Annotated in this window: 17 protein-coding genes; 9 read left to right on the forward strand and 8 right to left on the reverse strand. The window is 67.7% G+C overall.

Annotated elements, in window-relative coordinates:
- The first annotated feature begins 3 nt into the window (after positions 1 to 3).
- The 5 genes from folK to pgi all read left to right on the forward strand — a co-directional run bounded on the left by folK (position 4) and on the right by pgi (position 4,228).
- Complete coding sequence (gene folK, locus QP609_RS07960) at positions 4 to 489, forward strand: 2-amino-4-hydroxy-6-hydroxymethyldihydropteridine diphosphokinase (protein WP_032960824.1); 486 nt, start codon at positions 4 to 6, stop codon at positions 487 to 489.
- Positions 490 to 523: 34 nt separating this feature from the next.
- Positions 524 to 1,339: a 3-methyl-2-oxobutanoate hydroxymethyltransferase gene (panB, locus tag QP609_RS07965; RefSeq protein ID WP_014646749.1), complete on the forward strand. Its 816-nt coding sequence runs from the start codon at positions 524 to 526 to the stop codon at positions 1,337 to 1,339.
- Positions 1,336 to 2,175: a pantoate--beta-alanine ligase gene (panC, locus tag QP609_RS07970; protein ID WP_014646750.1), complete on the forward strand. Its 840-nt coding sequence runs from the start codon at positions 1,336 to 1,338 to the stop codon at positions 2,173 to 2,175. The genes panB and panC overlap by 4 nt, the downstream gene beginning before the upstream one ends.
- Positions 2,176 to 2,336: 161 nt before the next feature.
- Complete coding sequence (gene panD, locus QP609_RS07975; protein WP_014646751.1) at positions 2,337 to 2,717, forward strand: aspartate 1-decarboxylase; 381 nt, start codon at positions 2,337 to 2,339, stop codon at positions 2,715 to 2,717.
- Entirely contained in the window at positions 2,714 to 4,228 is a 1,515-nt protein-coding gene (gene pgi, locus QP609_RS07980) for a glucose-6-phosphate isomerase (protein ID WP_049442316.1), read from the forward strand. The genes panD and pgi overlap by 4 nt, the downstream gene beginning before the upstream one ends.
- Positions 4,229 to 4,352: 124 nt before the next feature.
- Here the strand turns inward: pgi and QP609_RS07985 are convergent, their stop codons facing one another.
- Both QP609_RS07985 and QP609_RS07990 read right to left on the reverse strand, forming a co-directional pair.
- Positions 4,353 to 4,922: a response regulator transcription factor gene (locus QP609_RS07985; protein ID WP_012510702.1), complete on the reverse strand. Its 570-nt coding sequence runs from the start codon at positions 4,920 to 4,922 to the stop codon at positions 4,353 to 4,355.
- The gene (locus tag QP609_RS07990) at positions 4,919 to 6,145 is read right to left on the reverse strand and encodes an ATP-binding protein (protein WP_032960817.1); all 1,227 of its coding nucleotides are present in this window, start codon (positions 6,143 to 6,145) and stop codon (positions 4,919 to 4,921) included. Before QP609_RS07990 ends, QP609_RS07985 begins: the two co-directional genes overlap by 4 nt.
- A 114-nt stretch (positions 6,146 to 6,259) precedes the next feature.
- Between QP609_RS07990 and ispG the strand changes: the two genes are divergently transcribed.
- The 3 genes from ispG (at position 6,260) to QP609_RS08005 (ending at position 9,104) form a co-directional block, all read left to right on the forward strand.
- Positions 6,260 to 7,525, forward strand: coding sequence for a flavodoxin-dependent (E)-4-hydroxy-3-methylbut-2-enyl-diphosphate synthase (ispG, locus tag QP609_RS07995; protein WP_197621771.1), 1,266 nt, complete (start codon positions 6,260 to 6,262; stop codon positions 7,523 to 7,525).
- Positions 7,506 to 8,255: a phosphatase PAP2 family protein gene (locus tag QP609_RS08000; protein ID WP_032958602.1), complete on the forward strand. Its 750-nt coding sequence runs from the start codon at positions 7,506 to 7,508 to the stop codon at positions 8,253 to 8,255. Before ispG ends, QP609_RS08000 begins: the two co-directional genes overlap by 20 nt.
- Before the next feature lie 201 nt (positions 8,256 to 8,456).
- Positions 8,457 to 9,104: a response regulator gene (locus QP609_RS08005; protein WP_005416124.1), complete on the forward strand. Its 648-nt coding sequence runs from the start codon at positions 8,457 to 8,459 to the stop codon at positions 9,102 to 9,104.
- Between the two features lie 159 nt (positions 9,105 to 9,263).
- Here the strand turns inward: QP609_RS08005 and QP609_RS08010 are convergent, their stop codons facing one another.
- From QP609_RS08010 to zwf, 5 genes are all read right to left on the reverse strand, one after another.
- Complete coding sequence (locus QP609_RS08010; RefSeq protein WP_014646757.1) at positions 9,264 to 9,923, reverse strand: bifunctional 4-hydroxy-2-oxoglutarate aldolase/2-dehydro-3-deoxy-phosphogluconate aldolase; 660 nt, start codon at positions 9,921 to 9,923, stop codon at positions 9,264 to 9,266.
- 116 nt (positions 9,924 to 10,039) lie between these two features.
- A complete protein-coding gene (gene edd / locus QP609_RS08015; RefSeq protein ID WP_032958604.1) occupies positions 10,040 to 11,956 on the reverse strand; it encodes a phosphogluconate dehydratase in 1,917 nt (638 codons plus the stop codon).
- Between the two features lie 58 nt (positions 11,957 to 12,014).
- Positions 12,015 to 12,740, reverse strand: a complete 726-nt coding sequence (gene pgl / locus QP609_RS08020) for a 6-phosphogluconolactonase (protein ID WP_014646759.1) — start codon at positions 12,738 to 12,740, stop codon at positions 12,015 to 12,017.
- Positions 12,737 to 13,744 carry a glucokinase gene (gene glk / locus QP609_RS08025; RefSeq protein ID WP_014646760.1) on the reverse strand — a complete coding sequence of 336 codons (1,008 nt, stop codon included), beginning with the start codon at positions 13,742 to 13,744 and terminating at the stop codon, positions 12,737 to 12,739. The genes pgl and glk overlap by 4 nt, the downstream gene beginning before the upstream one ends.
- Positions 13,741 to 15,177, reverse strand: a complete 1,437-nt coding sequence (gene zwf, locus QP609_RS08030; RefSeq protein WP_014646761.1) for a glucose-6-phosphate dehydrogenase — start codon at positions 15,175 to 15,177, stop codon at positions 13,741 to 13,743. The genes glk and zwf overlap by 4 nt, the downstream gene beginning before the upstream one ends.
- A gap of 352 nt (positions 15,178 to 15,529) precedes the next feature.
- Here zwf and ugpC point away from each other — a divergent pair, with 352 nt between their 5' ends.
- A complete protein-coding gene (ugpC, locus tag QP609_RS08035) occupies positions 15,530 to 16,612 on the forward strand; it encodes a sn-glycerol-3-phosphate ABC transporter ATP-binding protein UgpC (protein ID WP_289213925.1) in 1,083 nt (360 codons plus the stop codon).
- Between the two features lie 103 nt (positions 16,613 to 16,715).
- Here ugpC and QP609_RS08040 read toward each other — a convergent pair whose 3' ends face one another.
- Positions 16,716 to 17,591: a folate-binding protein YgfZ gene (locus QP609_RS08040; protein WP_197621836.1), complete on the reverse strand. Its 876-nt coding sequence runs from the start codon at positions 17,589 to 17,591 to the stop codon at positions 16,716 to 16,718.
- Positions 17,592 to 17,605 lie beyond the last annotated feature (14 nt).

The following is a 17,605-nucleotide window of genomic DNA, read 5'->3' on the forward strand; positions in this document are numbered from 1 at the left end:
GCGATGACCCTCGCCTGGATCGGCCTCGGCGCCAACCTCGGCGACGCGGCCGCCACCGTCGGCGCGGCGATTGCCGCGCTGGACGGCCTGCCCGGGACCCGGCTGCGCCAGGCCTCGCGGCTTTACGCAACGCCGGCTTGGGGCAATGAAGACCAGCCGCCGTTCGTCAATGCGGTGGCCTCGGTCGAAACCACCTTGCCGGCCGATGAGCTGCTGCAGGCCATGCTGGCGCTGGAGCAGCGCTTCGGTCGCACGCGTGATCCGGCAGTGCACTGGGGCCCGCGCGCGCTGGACCTGGACCTGCTGCTGTATGGCGCGCAGGCGCTCGACCAGCCTGGGCTGAAGGTGCCGCATCCGTACCTGCACGAGCGTGCCTTCGTGCTGGTGCCGCTGGCCGAAATCGCGCCGGAACTTACAATTCCTGGCCATGGACGCGTGCAGGATGCAGTGATGCGGGTCGATGCCTGCGGGATCGCGCCGATAGGGTGATAATGCCCGGGTTATCTCCCCCGGTTATCAGCACATGAGCACCCACGCAGACAGCAAGCCCTGGACCGTTCCCGCCCTGGCCGAGGCCAAGCGCAATGGCCAGAAGCTGGTCATGTTGACCGCCTACGACGCCGGCTTCGCCCGCACCTTCGATGCCAACGGCGTCGATCTGATCCTGATCGGCGATTCGCTGGGCATGGTCGTGCAGGGTCATGATTCGACCCTGCCGGTGACCGTGGCCGACATGGTCTACCACACCCGGGCCGTGGCCCGCGTGCTGCAGCGTGCGCTGCTGGTGGCCGACCTGCCGTTCGGCGCCGATGCCACCCCGGAACGCGCGCTGGATGCCTCGCTGCAGCTGCTGCAGGCCGGTGCCGAGATGGTCAAGATCGAAGGTGCCGGCTTCAAGGTCGACATCATCCGCTACCTGGTCGAGCGCGAGATTCCGGTCTGCGCGCACCTCGGCCTGACCCCGCAGTCGGTGCTGCGACTGGGCGGCTTCAAGATCCAGGGCCGCGGCGATGCTGCGCGCCAGCTGGTGGAGGACGCCAGGGCCGTGGCCGCGGCAGGCGCCAGCATCATGGTGCTTGAATGCGTGCCGACCCCGGTCGCTGCCGAAGTGACCGCTGCGGTGGATGTGCCGACCATCGGCATTGGCGCGGGCCCGCAGTGCGATGGCCAGGTGCTGGTGCTGCACGATTTCCTCGGCCTGGACAGTGGCCATCGCCGTCCCAAGTTCGTCAAGGATTTCCTTGCCGAAGGTGGCTCGGTGGCCGGTGCCACCCGCGCCTTTGCCGACGCGGTGCGCGACGGCAGCTTCCCCGACGAACAGCACGCCTACGCCCAATGATCCAGACCTTCAACGAGCTCGGCGCGTTGCGCGAGCAGATCGCCCAGTGGAAGCGTGAGGGCCTGCGCGTGGCGCTGGTGCCGACCATGGGCAACCTGCATGGGGGGCACCATTCGCTGGTGACGCTGGCCCGCCAGTACGCCGACAAGGTGGTGGCGAGCATCTTCGTCAATCCGACCCAGTTCGGCCCCAACGAGGATTTCAGTCGCTACCCGCGCACGCCCGAGGCCGACGTGGCCGGGCTGGAGCAGGTCGGCTGCGATGCCGTGTGGCTGCCCAGCGTGGAGACGATGTATCCGCTGGGCGTGGACAGGACCACGCGCATGCACGCGCCGGGTGTCAGTGAAGTGCTGGAAGGCGCCAGCCGCCCGGGGCACTTCGATGGCGTCTGCACGGTGGTGGCGCGCCTGTTCCTGCAGGTGCAGCCGGACGTGGCCGTGTTCGGCCGCAAGGACTACCAGCAGCTTGCCGTGATCAGGCAGATGGTGGCCGAGCTGTCGTTCCCGATCCAGATCGTCGGTGCTGAGATCGTGCGCGACGAGGATGGCCTGGCCAAGAGTTCGCGCAACCAGTACCTGAGCGACGAACAGCGCCCGGTCGCGACCACCATCCACCGCACCCTGCTGGGCATGCGCGAGGGCTACGTGGCGGGGCAGGCACGTGATCGCATCGAAGCCGACGCCACGGCCGCATTGCAGGCAGCCGGGTTCCAGGTCGACTACGCGGTGCTGCGCACCCCGGAGCTGGCCGAGCCGACCTTCGACGGCGGTGGCCGCGTGGCGCTGATTGCCGCGCGCCTGGGAACCACCCGGTTGATCGACAACCTGGAGTTCTGAGTTCCGGCGGCGCCGCGCGATGCATGGGGTCAGATCCCTTTTCCAGGGGAAAAGGGTTCTGACCCCGGTTTCACCGCCTACCTGAACAGGTTGCCGGCCGTGATGCCCCGCGCTGCGCGGGTGCTAGAATCCGCTCTTTCCTTTGCCGTTGCAGCGCCCCCATGCACCTGTCCCTGCTCAAGACCAAGATCCATCGCGCCACCGTCACCCATTCCGAGCTGAACTACGAAGGCTCGATCGCCATCGATGACAACCTGCTGGCTGCCACCGGCATCCGCGAGTTCGAGCAGGTGCACATCTGGGACGTGACCAATGGTGCGCGTTTCTCGACCTATGCCATCCGCGCCGAAGCCGGCAGCGGCGTTGTCTCGCTCAACGGTGGCGCCGCGCGCCACGTGCAGGTCGGTGACATCATCATCATCGCCGCGTTCGCCAGCATGACCGAGCAGGAAGCTGACAGCTTCAGGCCGAAGCTGGTGTACGTTGATGGCAACAACCAGATCACCCACACCAACGACACGATCCCGACCCAGGCCGCATGACAACGAACAACGGATTCGACTCGCTGCATTCCCACGCCCAGCGCCTGAAGGGCGCAAGCATTCCCAGCCTGCTCGCCGCCGAACCCGGCCGTGTACAGGAGCTGGCGCTGCGGGTCGGTCCGTTGTACGTCAATTTCGCCCGGCAGAAATACGATGCCGCGGCGTTGCAGGCGCTGTTGGCGCTGGCTGCCGAGCGTGATGTCGGTGGTGCCATCACGCGCCTGTTCCGCGGCGAACAGGTCAACCTGACCGAAGGGCGCGCCGCGCTGCATACCGCGCTGCGCGGCGATGTGGTCGATGCGCCGGTGGCGGCCGAGGCCTATGCCACCGCGCGCGCGATCCGCCAGCGCATGGGCGTGCTGGTGCGCGCGCTGGAAGACAGTGGCGTGACCGATGTGGTCAGCGTCGGCATCGGTGGTTCCGACCTTGGCCCGCGCCTGGTCGCCGACGCGCTGCGTCCGGTCAGCGGTGCGCGCCTGCGCGTGCATTTCGTCTCGAACGTGGACGGCGCCGCCATGCAGCGCACGCTGGCCACGCTGGATCCGGCCAAGACCGCCGGCATCCTCATCTCCAAGACCTTCGGTACGCAGGAAACGCTGCTCAACGGCCAGATCCTGCACGACTGGCTGGGCGGCAGCGAGCGCCTGTATGCAGTCAGCGCCAATCCGGATCGCGCCGCCAAGGCCTTCGCGATCGCCGCCGATCGCGTACTGCCGATGTGGGACTGGGTGGGTGGCCGCTATTCGCTGTGGTCGGCGGTCGGTTTCCCGATCGCGTTGGCGATCGGCTTCGAGCGCTTTGAGCAGCTGCTGGAAGGCGCCGCACAGATGGATGCGCATGCGCTGGATGCACCGCTGGAGCGCAACCTGCCGGTGCTGCATGGCCTGACCGACATCTGGAACCGCAACCTGCTGGGCCATGCCACGCATGCGGTAATGACCTACGACCAGCGTCTGGCGCTGCTGCCGGCCTACCTGCAGCAGCTGGTGATGGAAAGCCTGGGCAAGCGCGTGCAGCGTGATGGTGCGCCGGTCACCACCGACACCGTGCCGGTGTGGTGGGGTGGGGCAGGCACCGATGTGCAGCACAGCTTCTTCCAGGCGCTGCACCAGGGCACCAGCGTCGTTCCGGCCGACTTCATCGGCTGTGTGCACAACGATGATCCCTACACGATCAATCACCAGGCCCTGCTGGCCAACCTGTTGGCACAGACCGAGGCGCTGGCCAATGGCCAGAGCAGCGACGATCCGCACCGTGATTACCCGGGCGGGCGGCCGAGCACGCTGATCCTGCTCGACGCGCTCACGCCGCAGGCACTGGGTGCGCTGATCGCCATGTACGAACACGCCGTGTACGTGCAGTCGGTGATCTGGAACATCAACGCGTTCGACCAGTTCGGTGTCGAGCTCGGCAAGCAACTGGCCAGTGGCCTGCTGCCGGCGCTGCAGGGCGAGGATGTAGCGGTTGCCGATCCGATGACCCGCGAGATCCTGGCGCAGCTGAAGCGCTGATGCTCTGGTAGTGCCGGCCGCTGTCCGGCAACCAGGTGATGCTTCAATCGTTCATGAGGTTGCCGGCCAGCGGCCGGCACTACCGCAGAAGATGGGTTGCCGGCCAGCGGCCGGCACTACCGCGTCACCGGCTCGGGTCGCGCTCCGGGCTTGGCCGCTTGGCCAGTTTGCGCTGCAGCGAGCGCCGGTGCATGCCGAGCAGGCGCGCGGCCGCTGACACGTTGCCGCCGGTCTCGTGCATCGCCTGCTGGATGTGTTCCCACTGCAGGCGGCTGATCGGCGTCATCGCATCGGGCACTTCCATTTCGCCATCGTCGGCCGGGCCGTCGTCTTCCTCGCCGAGGGCGCGCAGGATCATCGGCACCGTGGCCGGCTTCGGCAGGTAATCATCCGCACCCAGCTTGATCGCCTCCACCGCGGTGGCGATGCTGGCGTAGCCGGTCACCAGCAGGATCCGCATGTCCGCGCGCAGCGCGCGCAGCGGCTGGATCAGTGCCAGGCCGGAATCGCTGCCCAGCTTCAGGTCGATCAGCGCGAAGGCCGGTGGATGCTGCCGGGCCAGCGCCAGCGCACTGGCGGCATCCTGTGCGGTCTGCGTTTCAAGCCCCTTGCGGGCCAGGCTGCGTTGCAGGGTACGCAGGTACAGCTCGTCGTCGTCGACCAGCAGGCCCAGGGTGGAATGGTGAAGGCTCATGGGGTGTCCTCGCGTGGGGCCAGCGGCAGGCGGAAGCCGACGCGGCTGCCGGCCCCCTGGGCCGGGCGCATCCACATCTCGCCGTCGAGGCGTTCGATGGTGGCATGGGACAGGGCCAGGCCGACGCCCATGCCCTCGCTCTTGCTGCTGCCGAACAGCTTGCCCGGCAGCACGGCGGCACGGGCGTCGAAGCCATGGCCGTAGTCGCGGACTTCGCCGATCAGGTCGTCGCCTTCGATGCGCAGGTCCAGGTCCACGCGTGGCCGGCCGGCTTTCTCGCCGGCATCGGCGGCGTTGTTGAGCAGGACCATCAGCAGATGGCCTACGCCCGGGTCCAGCGGCAGCCGCAGCGGCGCATCATCGTTGCGGTGCAGGTCGATGGTCGGCCGCACCAGGCGCCATTGCTCAAGCACCTGCTGTGCGCTGGAATGGCTGCGGCCCGGTGCGTCGGCCGAGGCCGGAGCAGCCAGCGCCAGCACGCGCTCCCGGCACTGCACCAGCAGCTCGCGCAGGGTTTCCATGTCCTCGCGCACTTCCGGCTCTTCGCTGCGCTCGGCCACATCGTCGGCGAGCAGGGTCATGGTCGCCAGCGGCGTGTTCAGTTCATGCGCCACCGAGGCGGCATGGGTGGCCAGCGCGACGATGCCCTCGTTGCGGGCGAAGCGCTCGCGCAGTGCCGACAGTTCCAGCTCGCGCTCCCGCAGGGCCAGCGCCAGCCGGGTGGAGAAGGCCAGTACCACCGCGGCGGAAATCAGGAAGTTGGCGACCACGCCCCAGCGATTCAGGTCCTGCGCGCGGAAGTAACCGTCCGGCAATGGCTGGCCGAAGATGCCGCTGGCGGCGTAGCCGAGCAGGCAGGCCAGTGCGACCGCCAGTGCCCAGCGCAGGGGCAGGGCGAATGCGGCCAGCGCGATCAGGATCAGGAACAGCGAGCTGAACGGGTTGGCCATGCCGCCGCTCCAGCCGACCATCCAGGTCAGGATGATCACGTCCACCAGGATGTGGCCGAACGCGGTCAGCGGTGCGGTGTCAGCCGCGTCCGGACGCAACTGGGTATAGATGTTGAACAGGGCCAGCACCGCCACACCGGCCCATAGCGGCAGCTGCGGCAACGGCAGGCCCAGCACCCAGGTGGCAACCAGGATGGTGGCGGCCTGGCCGCCTACGGCAAGCCAGCGCAGGCTGCACAGGGTACGGAGAAACGGGGCGTCGGGACCGGTCATTCACGCTCATCGTATGCGTTCACGGGCGGCTGTGCCTGCGACAATCGGCCGCAGCCGTGACACCGGCTGAATGCGAGTCACCCGGAATGCGGGGGCGGGCGGTAGAATGCGCCCATGCACGACGCCGTCACCCGCCCGACTCCTCCCTCCGATGCCACCTCCTGGCCCCGCCGCCAGACCCATGCCGTGCAGATCGGCGGGGTCACCGTAGGCGGAGGCAAGCCGGTCGTGGTGCAGTCGATGACCAACACCGACACGTCCGACGTGGCCTCCAGCGTGAAGCAGGTGGCCGAGCTGTGGCGGGCCGGTTCGGAAATGGTGCGTTTGACCGTCAATACCGTGGAAGCCGCTGCGGCGATCCCGCGCATCGTCGACAAGCTGGCGATGATGGGCATCGACGTGCCGCTGATCGGTGATTTCCACTACAACGGCCACCAGCTGCTGACCGCCGAGCCGGCATGTGCCGAAGCGCTGGCCAAGTACCGCATCAATCCGGGCAACGTCGGCTTCGGCAAGAAGAAGGATCTGCAGTTCGCCCAGTTGATCGAGTTCGCGATCCGCTACAACAAGCCGGTGCGCATCGGTGCCAACTGGGGCTCGCTGGACCAGGCCCTGGCGGCGAAGTTGATGGACGAGAACAACCTGCGCGAGCAGCCCTGGGATGCCGGTCGCGTGCTGCGCGAGGCGCTGATCCGTTCGGCGCTGGATTCGGCCGAGCAGGCGGTGGAGTTCGGCCTGCCGCGCGATCGCATCGTGCTGTCGGCCAAGGTCAGTGGCGTGCAGGAGCTGATCGCGGTGTACCGCGACCTGGCCCAGCGCTCCGATTTTGCCCTGCACCTGGGCCTGACCGAGGCCGGTATCGGCAGCAAGGGCATCGTCGCCTCGTCGGCGGCGTTGGGCGTGCTGCTGCAGGAAGGCATCGGTGACACCATCCGCATCTCGCTGACCCCGGAACCGGGCCAGTCGCGCACGCAGGAAGTGATCGTCGCCCAGGAACTGCTGCAGACCACCGGCCAGCGTGCCTTCACGCCGCTGGTCACGGCTTGTCCGGGCTGCGGCCGCACCACCTCCGAGTTCTTCCAGGAACTGGCCAAGGTGGTGCAGAACCACGTGCGCGAGAAGATGCCGCTGTGGAAGATCCACCATCCGGGTGCGGAGAACATGACCCTGGCGGTGATGGGCTGCATCGTCAATGGGCCGGGTGAGTCGCGGCACGCCAACATCGGTATTTCCCTGCCGGGCACCGGCGAAACCCCGGCCGCGCCCGTGTTCGTCGATGGCGAGAAGAAGGTGACCCTGCGTGGCGAGAACATCGCCCAGGAGTTCGTCGCCCTGATCGACGATTACGTCGAACACAAATATGTCCGAAGCGCCGGATAAGCCTGCGATCCTCGCTGCGCCGGAGTCCGCCTCCGGTTTCCGCCACTGGATGGCGCACAATGCCTGGCGCCTGGTGCTGCTGTTCGGTGGCGTGCTGCTGCCGTTGGCGGGTTTCGTCGCGCTGGCCGACGAAGTGCACGAGTTTGAATCGTTCCATTTCGATGCGCCGCTGCTGTGGCAGATGCATGGCCTGCACTCACCGCTGCTGGACCGCTTCTTCGTGCTCATTTCCAGGCTGGGCTACGAATGGTTCCTGATTCCCGCCGACGTGCTGATCATCGGCGTGCTGCTGGGCTACCGGCGTTGGCGTGAGGCCACGTTCGTGGCGGTCAGCTTCGTCGGCTCGGCGCTGCTGAACATGGGCAGCAAGCATTTCTTCCAGCGCCAGCGCCCCAGCCTGTGGGAATCGATCGCGCCGGAATCGACGTTCAGCTTTCCCAGCGGCCACGCGATGGGCTCGATGACCCTGGCCGTGACCCTGGTGCTGCTGGCCTGGAACACCCGCTGGCGCTGGCCGGTGCTGCTGCTGGCGCCCGCGTTCAGCCTGCTGGTCAGCGTCTCCCGGGTCTATCTGGGCGTGCATTACCCCTCCGATATCCTGGCCGGATGGTGTGCCGCGCTGGTTTGGGTGGTAGGGTGCTATCTGGTCATGTTCAGTCGCCGGCATCCTTGGCGACGTCAGGATTCGCCGCCAGCGACGGCCAGCGAAGCATCATCACAGGGGGATTGACGTGGATGGCCCCTCCGGGGCGTCTACGTAATAGATCAGTTGTTTCGTTGCAGCAGGTTCTGCAAGACAGGGGGCAAGCACAACGCGCGGTACTGTGATGCGCAAGGCAGAATGCCCGGGTCGCATCTCGAACGCGCTTGCAGGGGTATCGGCGCCCTGCCTAGCTTGACCTGCAATGGCCGCATTCGAAGAGGTACGTGAATGACGATTCGAGTCTACCTGGTGGATGACCACGCACTGGTCCGCACCGGGATGAAGATGATCCTGTCGGGGGAGACCGACATCGAGGTGGTGGGCGAAGCCGAGACCGGCGAAGATGCGCTGCGCGACGTCCGCCAGCTGCTGCCGGACGTGGTGCTGTGCGACCTGCACCTGCCCGGCGTGAGTGGCATGGAGGTGACCGAGCGCATCGTCCGCAGCCATCGCAACACCCGCGTGGTGATCGTGTCGGTGCTGGAAGACGGTCCGCTGCCGAAGCGCTTGCTGGAAGCCGGGGCTGCGGGCTATATCGGCAAGGGCTGCGATGCACAGGAGCTGCTGCGTGCGGTGCGCGATGTGGCCATGGGCCGTCGCTACCTGGGCACCAGCATCGCGCAGAACCTGGCCTTGTCGACCGTTGAAGGCAACGGCTCTCCATTCGACAGCCTGTCGCCGCGCGAGCTGGAAGTGGCGTTGCTGCTGACCCAGGGCCTGCGCCAGGAAGACATCGCGCGGCGCCTGAGCCTGAGTGCGAAGACGGTGAACACGCACAAGGCGCGGCTGTTCGAGAAGATGGGGATCCACGACAACATCGCGCTGGCGCGCATGGCCAGCCAGTACGGGCTGGTGGATCCGGCACGGCCGCTGTAAGGGATTCGGCCAACGGCTGAGCCCTCCGCAGGGCCACCGACAGGTTCCGTGCGCCGTCACTGCCGATAGAGGAAATGTAGAGCCGAGCCTATGCTCGGCTGCTTTCCGGCCTGCGGGCGCGGAGCCGAGCATGGGCTCGGCTCTACAGCTGTGTCGGGCTCAGTGGCCGCGTACGCGCTTGATGATCTTCGCGGCGTCGGCGGCGCTGGCGCGCACCTTGTCCCACTGACCGTCGGCGATCCAGCTGCCCGGCACCATCCACGAACCGCCGATGCAGACCACGTTCTTCTGCTCGAGGTACTCGGCGGCGGTGTTTTCGGTGATGCCGCCGGTCGGGCACAGCTTGAGGTCGGCAACCGGGCCGGCCAGACCCTTGATCATCGCCAGCCCCCCCACGGCGGTGGCAGGGAACAGCTTGCACACGCGGAAGCCGCGCGCATACAGCGACAGCAGTTCGGTCGGCGTGGCCGCACCCGGCACTACCGGCAGCGGTGCCGCCGCCAGCGCATCGGCCAGCGCCGGTGGCGTACCCGGGGTCACCAGGAAGTCCGCGCCCGCATCGATCGACTGCTGCATCTGCTCCACGGTCAGCACCGTGCCGGCGCCCACCACCACGTCCGGCAGCTCGCGCTTGAGCATCGCCAATGCTTCCATCGCCACTGGCGTACGCAGCGTCAACTCGATCGCCGGCAGGCCACCTTCCAGCAACGCCGCACTGACCGCACGCGCCTGGTCCAGCGTATGAATCGTCACCACCGGCAGGATGCCCGCCGCACGCAACAGCTCCGCCGCCTTCACCTGATGTTGTTCGATACCCATGCTTTTGCCCTTGCCTTTGCTCTTCTTGATTCAGTGGCCGCAGCGCAAATGACGCGCCGGGAATTGTCCAGGGCGCTCTACTGCCCAGGCCGGGAAGCCTGCCGCGGCTTTTCGCTTCAGGCGTCTTTTGCCTCATGCGGCGCCGCCGCCGCTGCGGCATCGTGCCCCAGCTCGTACTCCGCGTCGTATTCCCACGGCCCGCCATCGGCCGCCGCCGGCCCGCACGAAATCGAAATCGCACCCTGATCGGCCGGCCCCACCACGCGTCGGTTGATCGCGAACAGGTTGCGGCCCAGGTCATGCGCGGCAGGCGCCGTGTTCGGGGCCAGCGGACGCGCGGCCCACTCGGCCGCGTCCACCAGCACTTCCAGCGTGCCGGCCTCACCATCGAGGCGGATCATGTCGCCTTCGCGGACCTTGGCCAGCGGACCACCGCGTGCCGCTTCCGGCGTCACATGGATCGCCGCCGGAATCTTGCCCGAGGCACCGGACAGGCGGCCGTCGGTGACCAGTGCCACGCGCCGGCCCTGGTTCTGCAGCAGCCCCAGCAGCGGCGCCAGCGAATGCAGTTCCGGCATGCCGTTGGCACGCGGGCCCTGGTAACGCACCACCGCCACGAAGTGCTCGGGCAGCAGGCCGCCGGCATGCAGCTTGTTCAGCACCTGCGGCGCATCGACAACCACGGCCGGTGCTTCGATCGTGCGGTACTGCGGCTTCACCGCCGACAGCTTGATCAGCGACTTGCCCAGGTTGCCGCGCAGCAGGCGCAGGCCGCCCTGGTGCTCGAACGGGTTGTCGACGCCACGCACCACCTCGTCATCGGCGCTGTGTTGCAGGCCCGGCAGGTAGACCAGCTGGCCGTCGCGCAGTTGCGGCTCGCGCGCGTAGTCGGCCATGCCTCCGCGCGCCACGCTGACCAGGTCACCGTGCATCAGGCCCGCTCTGATCAGCTCGCCGAACACGAAGGCCGGTCCGCCAGCGGCCGCGAAGCGGTTCACGTCGGCCTCGCCGTTCGGATAGACGCGGGCCAGCAGCGGAATCAGCTGCGACAGTTCGTCGAAGTCGTCCCAGGTCAGCACGATGCCGGCGGCACGCGCCACTGCGATCCAGTGGATGGTGTGGTTGGTCGAACCGCCGGTGGCCATCAGCGCGATGACCGCGTTGATGATCGCGCGCTCATCGATGATCCGGCCCAGCGGACGGAAGTCGTCACCGAGCGCGGTGATGTCCAGTGCACGTTCGGTCGCTTCGCGGGTCAGCGCATCGCGCAGCGGCGTGCCCGGATTGACGAACGATGCGCCCGGCAGCTGCACGCCCATCGCTTCCAGCAGCACCTGATTGGAATTGGCGGTGCCGTAGAAGGTGCAGGTGCCGGCGCCGTGGTACGAGGCGGACTCGGCTTCCAGCAGCTCTTCGCGGGTGGCTTCGCCGGCGGCATAGCGCTCGCGCACTTCCGCCTTCTGCTTGTTCGGGATGCCCGGGGTCATCGGGCCGGCCGGCACGAACACCGCCGGCAGGTGGCCGAAGGCCAGCGCGCCGATCAGCAGGCCCGGCACGATCTTGTCGCACACGCCGAGGTAGACGGTGGTATCGAACATGTCATGGCTGAGGCCGATCGCAGTGGCCTGGGCGATCACATCGCGCGAGAACAGCGACAGTTCCATGCCGCCGCGGCCCTGGGTGACGCCGTCGCACATCGCCGGCACGCCGCCGGCCACCTGTGCGGTGGCACCCAGCTCGCGGGCGATCTCGCGGATCTGCTCGGGATAGGTCTCGAACGGCTGGTGCGCCGAGAGCATGTCGTTGTAGGCGGTGATGATGCCCAGGTTCGGCGTCACGCCGCCGCGCAGGCGGCTCTTGTCGGTACCGCCACAGGCGGCGAATCCATGGGCGAGGTTGCCGCAGCTCAGGCGGCTGCGGAACGGGCCTTCGCGAAGGGAGGCGTCGATCGCGGCCAGGTAGGCGGCACGCGAGGCGGCGCTGCGGCGGATGACACGCTCAGTGATGGCTTGCAATTGCGGATGGAGGCTCATTGGCTACCGGCGTTCAAGGTGGCGAGAGGCAAGCGGCGGCAGGGCACCGCCGCCGACATCAATCAGCCCAGTGGACGCGCAGGCGCGCGCCTTCCAGGTTGATCGCGTTGAGGATCGGATACTGCTGGGCGTCGTTGCTGTCCAACGCTTGGCGCAGCACCTGCAGCTTCTGCTTGCCGCGCAGCAGCAGCAGGCGCTGTCGGCACTGGCGCAGCCCATGCGGGGTCAGCGTGATGCGCAGCGGCCACTGGTTCGCACCCGGGCAGCCGGTGGCATCCAGCGCGGCATAGGGCAGGGTGCTTTCCAGTGCGCGGGCGAGGTCCTTCGAGCCCGGGAACAGCGAGGCGGTGTGGCCGTCGTTGCCCATGCCCAGTGCCACCAGGCTCGGCGGCTGGCTGTGCTGTGCCTGCAGGTTGGCGGTGTACACGCATTCGGGCAGGGGCTTGCCGATCCGCACCAGTGGATCGAAATGCGCACCCTCGGCGCGTTTCAGCAGGTGCTCGCGCACCAGCCAGGCATTGCTGTCGCGATCCTGCGGCGACAGCCAGCGCTCGTCGGCCAGGCTCACTTCCACCCGGTCCCAGTGCACGTCCAACTCGGCCAGCGCCTGGTAGACCGGCGCCGGTGTAGTGCCGCCAGACAGCAGGATGCGGGCGCGGCCCACTTCGTTGATGTCGTGGTTGAGGGTGTGCGCCATCTCGGCGGCAACGGCTTCGATCCAGCCATCGGCATCGCCATGGTTGATGAACTCGATGCGGTCGTCGTGGAAGGTGGTGGGGCTCATGCGGCAACTCCAGGTGCGTCACGTTCGGCGTCGGCGGCATAGGCGGCGGCGCCCAGCAGTCCGGCGTGGGGATGCATCACCGCCAACGAGGGCACGCGCGCCATGATGGAAGAGAACCGGCCCTTGTGCTCGAAGCGCTGGCGGAAACCGGAGTGCTGCAGCGAATCGAGCATCTTCGGGGTCAGCCCGCCGGTCAGGAACACACCGTCCCAGGCGCCCTGGGTCAGCACCAGATCGCCAGCAATGGCGCCGAACACGGCGCAGAACACATCCACGGTGCGCATCGCCTGCGGATCGCCGTGCAGGGCGCGGGCGGTCACGTCCACCGGCTGCAGCTGGCCCGGATCGATGCCGGCCATCTCGCACACGGCGCGATGGATGTTGACCAGGCCGGGGCCGCAGATCAGGCGCTCGTTGGAGACGCGGCCGAACTGCTCGGACAGGATCTCCAGGATGCGGATCTCTTCCGGGGTTCCCGGCGGGAAGCTGACATGGCCGCCTTCGGTTTCCAGCGGATAGCAACGGCCGTGGCGCATGATCAGGCCGCCGACGCCGAGCCCGGTACCGGGCCCGATCACCGCGTAGTTGCGTGGCTGGCCGGGCTTGCCCGGTACCCAGGCAGCCCCGCCGACCTGGACCACGTCATCGGGCTGCAGCAGCGAAATCGCCATCGCCTGTGCGGCGAAGTCGTTGATCAGGTGCAGTTCGTCGAACCCGAGCATGGCAGCGGTGCGGCTGCGCGAGATTACCCACGGATGGTTGGTGATGCGTGCTTCGTCACCATCCACGCGACCGGCCACGGCGAACACGCCGCGGCTTGCCGTGGCGCCGATCTGTTCCAGATGGTGGCGCGCGGCATCACCCAGCGACGGGAACTCCGCCACCGCGTACTCGCGGATGCTGTCCTTCTGCAGCGGTGCGTCCAGCGAGGTGTCGGCCAGGGCGAAGCGCGCGTTGGTGCCACCGATGTCGGCGACCAGCACTGGCTGCGAGCTGGCACTCATGCCGACGCTCCGCTGTCGGGCGCGTCCAGGTCCTGCGGCAGGAACCCGCCCGCATTGCCCGGGCCCCATTGGCCGGCGGGGTAGGGCTCCAGCGGCAGCTTGGCGTCCTTCCAGGCGTCGGCGACGCTGTCGATCCAGGCCCAGGCCGCACGCACTTCGTCATCGCGCACGAACAGCGTGTGGTTGCCGTTGAAGGCATCCAGGAACAAGCGTTCGTAAGCGATACGGCGGTGCAGGCCGGTCGGCACCGACAGTTCCAGCTCCAGCGGATGCAGCTCCAGCGCGCCCCATTCCGGGCCTGCCAGGCTGCTCATCAGGCCCAGTTCGATGTTTTCCTGCGGCTGCAGCTGGAACACCAGGCGGTTCGGTGCGGCCTGCGCGCGCTGCGGGCGCTCGAACAGCCAGTGGGTGACCGGCTTCAGCGTTACCACCACGCGGGTGGTGCGCTCGGGCAGGCGCTTGCCGGTGACCAGGTGGAACGGCACGCCGCTCCAGCGCCAGTTGTCGATATGCGCGGTGACACCGGCGAAGGTTTCCACGTCGCTGCCTTCCGGCGGCTGGTAGGCCTGTGCCGGCTGGCCATTGATGGTGCCGGCGGTGTAGCGGCCACGGATGCTGTCACGCGCGGCGTGCCTGGCATCGAGCGGGCGCAGGGCGCGCAGCACCTTGACCTTCTCGTCGCGGATGCGATCGGCTTCCAGCGATGCCGGCGGTTCCATCGCCACCATGCACAGCAGCTGCAGGATGTGGCTCTGCACCATGTCGCGCAGCGCGCCGGAGCGGGCGTAATAGGCATCGCGGCCATCCACGCCTTCGCTTTCGGCCACCAGGATGTGCACCGATTCGATGTAGTTGCGGTTCCACACCGCTTCCAGCAGCGTGTTGCCGAAGCGCAGTGCGATCAGGTTCTGCACCGCGGCCTTGCCCAGGTAGTGGTCGAGGCGGAACACGCGGTCCTCGTCGATCCACTGGCCGATGGTGCTGATGATTTCCTCGGCGCTCTCGCTGTCGCTGCCGATCGGCTTTTCCAGCATCAGGCGTGCCGGCGCGGCGAGGGCGCCGCCCTTGGCCAGGCCTTCGCAGGTGGAGATGTACAGGCCCGGCGGGATGGCGAGGTAGCTGACGCACTTGCGGTGCACGAGGTCGGCGACCGCGGCGGCAACCGAGTCGACGTCGCGCAGGTCCACAGAGCGGTAGTCGATGCGACGCAGCAGGGCGCTGATGTCGTCCTGCGTGGCCATCGGCATGGCCTGCTGCAGGCGCGGCCGCAGGATGTCATGGAAGGCTTCGGTGTCATGCCCGGACAGGGCCAGCGCACGGATGCGGAAGTCCTCCGGCAGCAGGCCGTCGCCAAGCAGGCGAAGCAGCGAAGGGAACAGGTAGCGCTGGGCCAGATCACCTGTGGCACCGAACAGGAAGAGGGTGTCGTGCATCGCTCGAGTTTCAGATCCGGGTGACATCGTTGTCAATCGCTTCATGGCTGGGTTCGGGGGACATCCGCGCAACTGCCTGTCCGAGGTTCGTCAGGGGCGTTCTCCGGGGTGCCGGAAGACCGTTCCATTCGAAACCACTGCCTCGGCGGAACCTTCGTTCAACCGCCGACGCAGATCGGTGCGCACCGATCATCGGATAGTGCCACGTGAAAACGTTTACATGGCAGAATGGGCAACTGTATTCGATTGCAGTGCTCGCCGTCATGCGGCAAGCGCGCAATCATCACTGCCATCGGGAGGGCCGAGGCAGTCCCAAAAGACAGCCCGGCTTCGGGCGGACCGGATAGGTGATATGGCAAAAGTGCAGTTGCAGGGTGTGCGCAAGGTCTATGACAACGGCCAGGTCGCGGTGAAGGACGCCAGCTTCGAGGTCGCCGATGGCGAGCTGATGGTGCTGGTCGGCCCGTCCGGCTGTGGCAAGTCGACCCTGCTGCGGATGGTGGCTGGCCTGGAGGAGATCAGCGGCGGCACGCTGACCATCGGTGATCGCGTGGTCAACGACGTGGCGCCGAAGGATCGCGACATCGCGATGGTGTTCCAGAGTTATGCGCTGTACCCGCACATGACCGTGGCCGAGAACCTGGCCTTTGGCCTGAAGCTGCGCGGTCACGACAAGGCGACCATCGACAAGCGCATCGCCGAGGCGGCGCAGACGCTGGGCCTGACCGAGATGATGGACAAGCTGCCCAAGGCGATGTCCGGTGGCCAGCGCCAGCGTGTCGCGCTGGGCCGTGCGCTGGTGCGCGAGCCGGCGGTGTTCCTGCTCGACGAACCGCTGTCCAACCTGGATGCCAAGCTGCGCCACAGCGTGCGTACCGAGATCGCGCAGCTGCACCGCAAGCTGGGCACCACCATGATCTACGTGACGCACGACCAGGTCGAAGCGATGACCCTGGGCCAGCGCATCGTGGTGCTGAAGGATGGCGTCATCCAGCAGATCGATACGCCGATGGCGCTGTACGATCGCCCGGCCAACCTGTTCGTGGCCGGCTTCCTCGGCAGCCCGGCGATGAACGTGCTGCGCGGTACGCTGCAGGGCGATGCCGGTGGCGTGACCGTGGTCGATGGTGAGTGGCGTGCACCGCTGGGCCAGGCCACCATCGATTCGGCCTGGCTGCAGAAGCCGATCGCGGTGGGCGTGCGTCCGGAGCACCTGCAGCCGGCGGCCGCCGACGATGCGCATGCGTTCGTCGCACGCATTGAAGGCATCGAACCGGTCGGTAACGAGATCTTCGTCAACCTGAGCAGTGGCCAGCACGCGCTGACCATGCGCGTGGCGCCGCAGGCGCTGCCCGAGGTGGGCGAGCAGATCCGCGTGGCGATCCACCCGCAGGGCCTGCATTTCTTCAGCGCGGAAACCGGCGAGCGCCTGTAACGGGTAGGGCCGGCCGCTGGCCGGCAACCTCAACCCTGCATGGTTGCCGGCCAGCGGCCGGCACTACCATTCCTGCACCCACCCGTGCAGGTCCCCGCCTGCTTCAGCGGGCCAGGCCATCCAGCAACGGCACGCGCTGCGCAATGGCATCGCCCACCTGCAGGTCAGCGTCGCTGGCCTCCAGTGGCAGTACCGCCAGTGCCAGGTCGCCGGCCACGCTGGCAATCGTGCCCAGCCCCGCGCCATCCTGCTGCACGCCATCGCCGGCCTGTGCCGGTGCTGCGGTATGCAGCAACTGCACCGCACGCTTGGCCTTGCCGAGGAAGTGGGTGCGGGCGACGATTTCCTGGCCGGGATAGCAGCCCTTCTTCACGCTGTAGCCGTTCAGGCGGTCCAGGCCCAGCTGTTGGGGGGTCCACACTTCGCGCTGGCCTTCTTCCAGCCGCGGCAGGCCGTAGCGCAGGTCGGCCTGGCGCCAGGCCAGGGCGAAAGCGGCCTCATCGGCTTCATTGCCGGCAGCGAACGCGTCGGCGCTGCCAACGCGCAGGGTGCGCGGCAGGGCATCGCTGCCCAGGTCCAGCTCCCAGCCGTCGCCTGCGGTCTGCGCAATCGCCGCGCCGCTGGCGGCCTCGGGCGCGGTGAGCGCGCCAGCCGCCGCCAGATCGCTGCGCACCTGCACCTTCACCTTGCGGCGGAAGACGAAGCGCTGCAGTTGCGACGCAATCGCATCGGCATCGCCGTCAGCCAGCACCAGCATCACGTGGTCGTCGGCCAGCCGAAGCAGCTGGAACACCGCCAGGGTACGGCCCTTGGCGCTCAGCCAGGCACTCCACTGCCAGTGCTGCAGGGGCAGGGCGGTGACATCGCTGCTGAACTGGGCGTGGGCAAAGACAGCCGCATCCGGGCCCTGCAGGCTCAGCAGCTGGTGGCCGGGCAGGCGCGGATATCCGACGAAAGCAGGGGGCAGGTTGTCAGGCACGTGAACGAGGTCTA

The organism is Stenotrophomonas sp. 8(2023) (genome assembly GCF_030345295.1).
In the GTDB taxonomy this organism is placed as follows: domain Bacteria; phylum Pseudomonadota; class Gammaproteobacteria; order Xanthomonadales; family Xanthomonadaceae; genus Stenotrophomonas; species Stenotrophomonas muris.

Bases quoted from the DNA above. Each gene is read 5' to 3' on its own strand.
- folK (WP_032960824.1), top strand. From the start codon at position 4: ATGACCCTCGCCTGGATCGGCCTCGGCGCCAACCTCGGCGACGCGGCC.
- panB (WP_014646749.1), top strand. From the start codon at position 524: ATGAGCACCCACGCAGACAGCAAGCCCTGGACCGTTCCCGCCCTGGCC.
- panC (WP_014646750.1), top strand. From the start codon at position 1,336: ATGATCCAGACCTTCAACGAGCTCGGCGCGTTGCGCGAGCAGATCGCC.
- panD (WP_014646751.1), top strand. From the start codon at position 2,337: ATGCACCTGTCCCTGCTCAAGACCAAGATCCATCGCGCCACCGTCACC.
- pgi (WP_049442316.1), top strand. From the start codon at position 2,714: ATGACAACGAACAACGGATTCGACTCGCTGCATTCCCACGCCCAGCGC.
- QP609_RS07985 (WP_012510702.1), bottom strand. From the start codon at position 4,922: ATGAGCCTTCACCATTCCACCCTGGGCCTGCTGGTCGACGACGACGAG.
- QP609_RS07990 (WP_032960817.1), bottom strand. From the start codon at position 6,145: ATGACCGGTCCCGACGCCCCGTTTCTCCGTACCCTGTGCAGCCTGCGC.
- ispG (WP_197621771.1), top strand. From the start codon at position 6,260: ATGCACGACGCCGTCACCCGCCCGACTCCTCCCTCCGATGCCACCTCC.
- QP609_RS08000 (WP_032958602.1), top strand. From the start codon at position 7,506: ATGTCCGAAGCGCCGGATAAGCCTGCGATCCTCGCTGCGCCGGAGTCC.
- QP609_RS08005 (WP_005416124.1), top strand. From the start codon at position 8,457: ATGACGATTCGAGTCTACCTGGTGGATGACCACGCACTGGTCCGCACC.
- QP609_RS08010 (WP_014646757.1), bottom strand. From the start codon at position 9,923: ATGGGTATCGAACAACATCAGGTGAAGGCGGCGGAGCTGTTGCGTGCG.
- edd (WP_032958604.1), bottom strand. From the start codon at position 11,956: ATGAGCCTCCATCCGCAATTGCAAGCCATCACTGAGCGTGTCATCCGC.
- pgl (WP_014646759.1), bottom strand. From the start codon at position 12,740: ATGAGCCCCACCACCTTCCACGACGACCGCATCGAGTTCATCAACCAT.
- glk (WP_014646760.1), bottom strand. From the start codon at position 13,744: ATGAGTGCCAGCTCGCAGCCAGTGCTGGTCGCCGACATCGGTGGCACC.
- zwf (WP_014646761.1), bottom strand. From the start codon at position 15,177: ATGCACGACACCCTCTTCCTGTTCGGTGCCACAGGTGATCTGGCCCAG.
- ugpC (WP_289213925.1), top strand. From the start codon at position 15,530: ATGGCAAAAGTGCAGTTGCAGGGTGTGCGCAAGGTCTATGACAACGGC.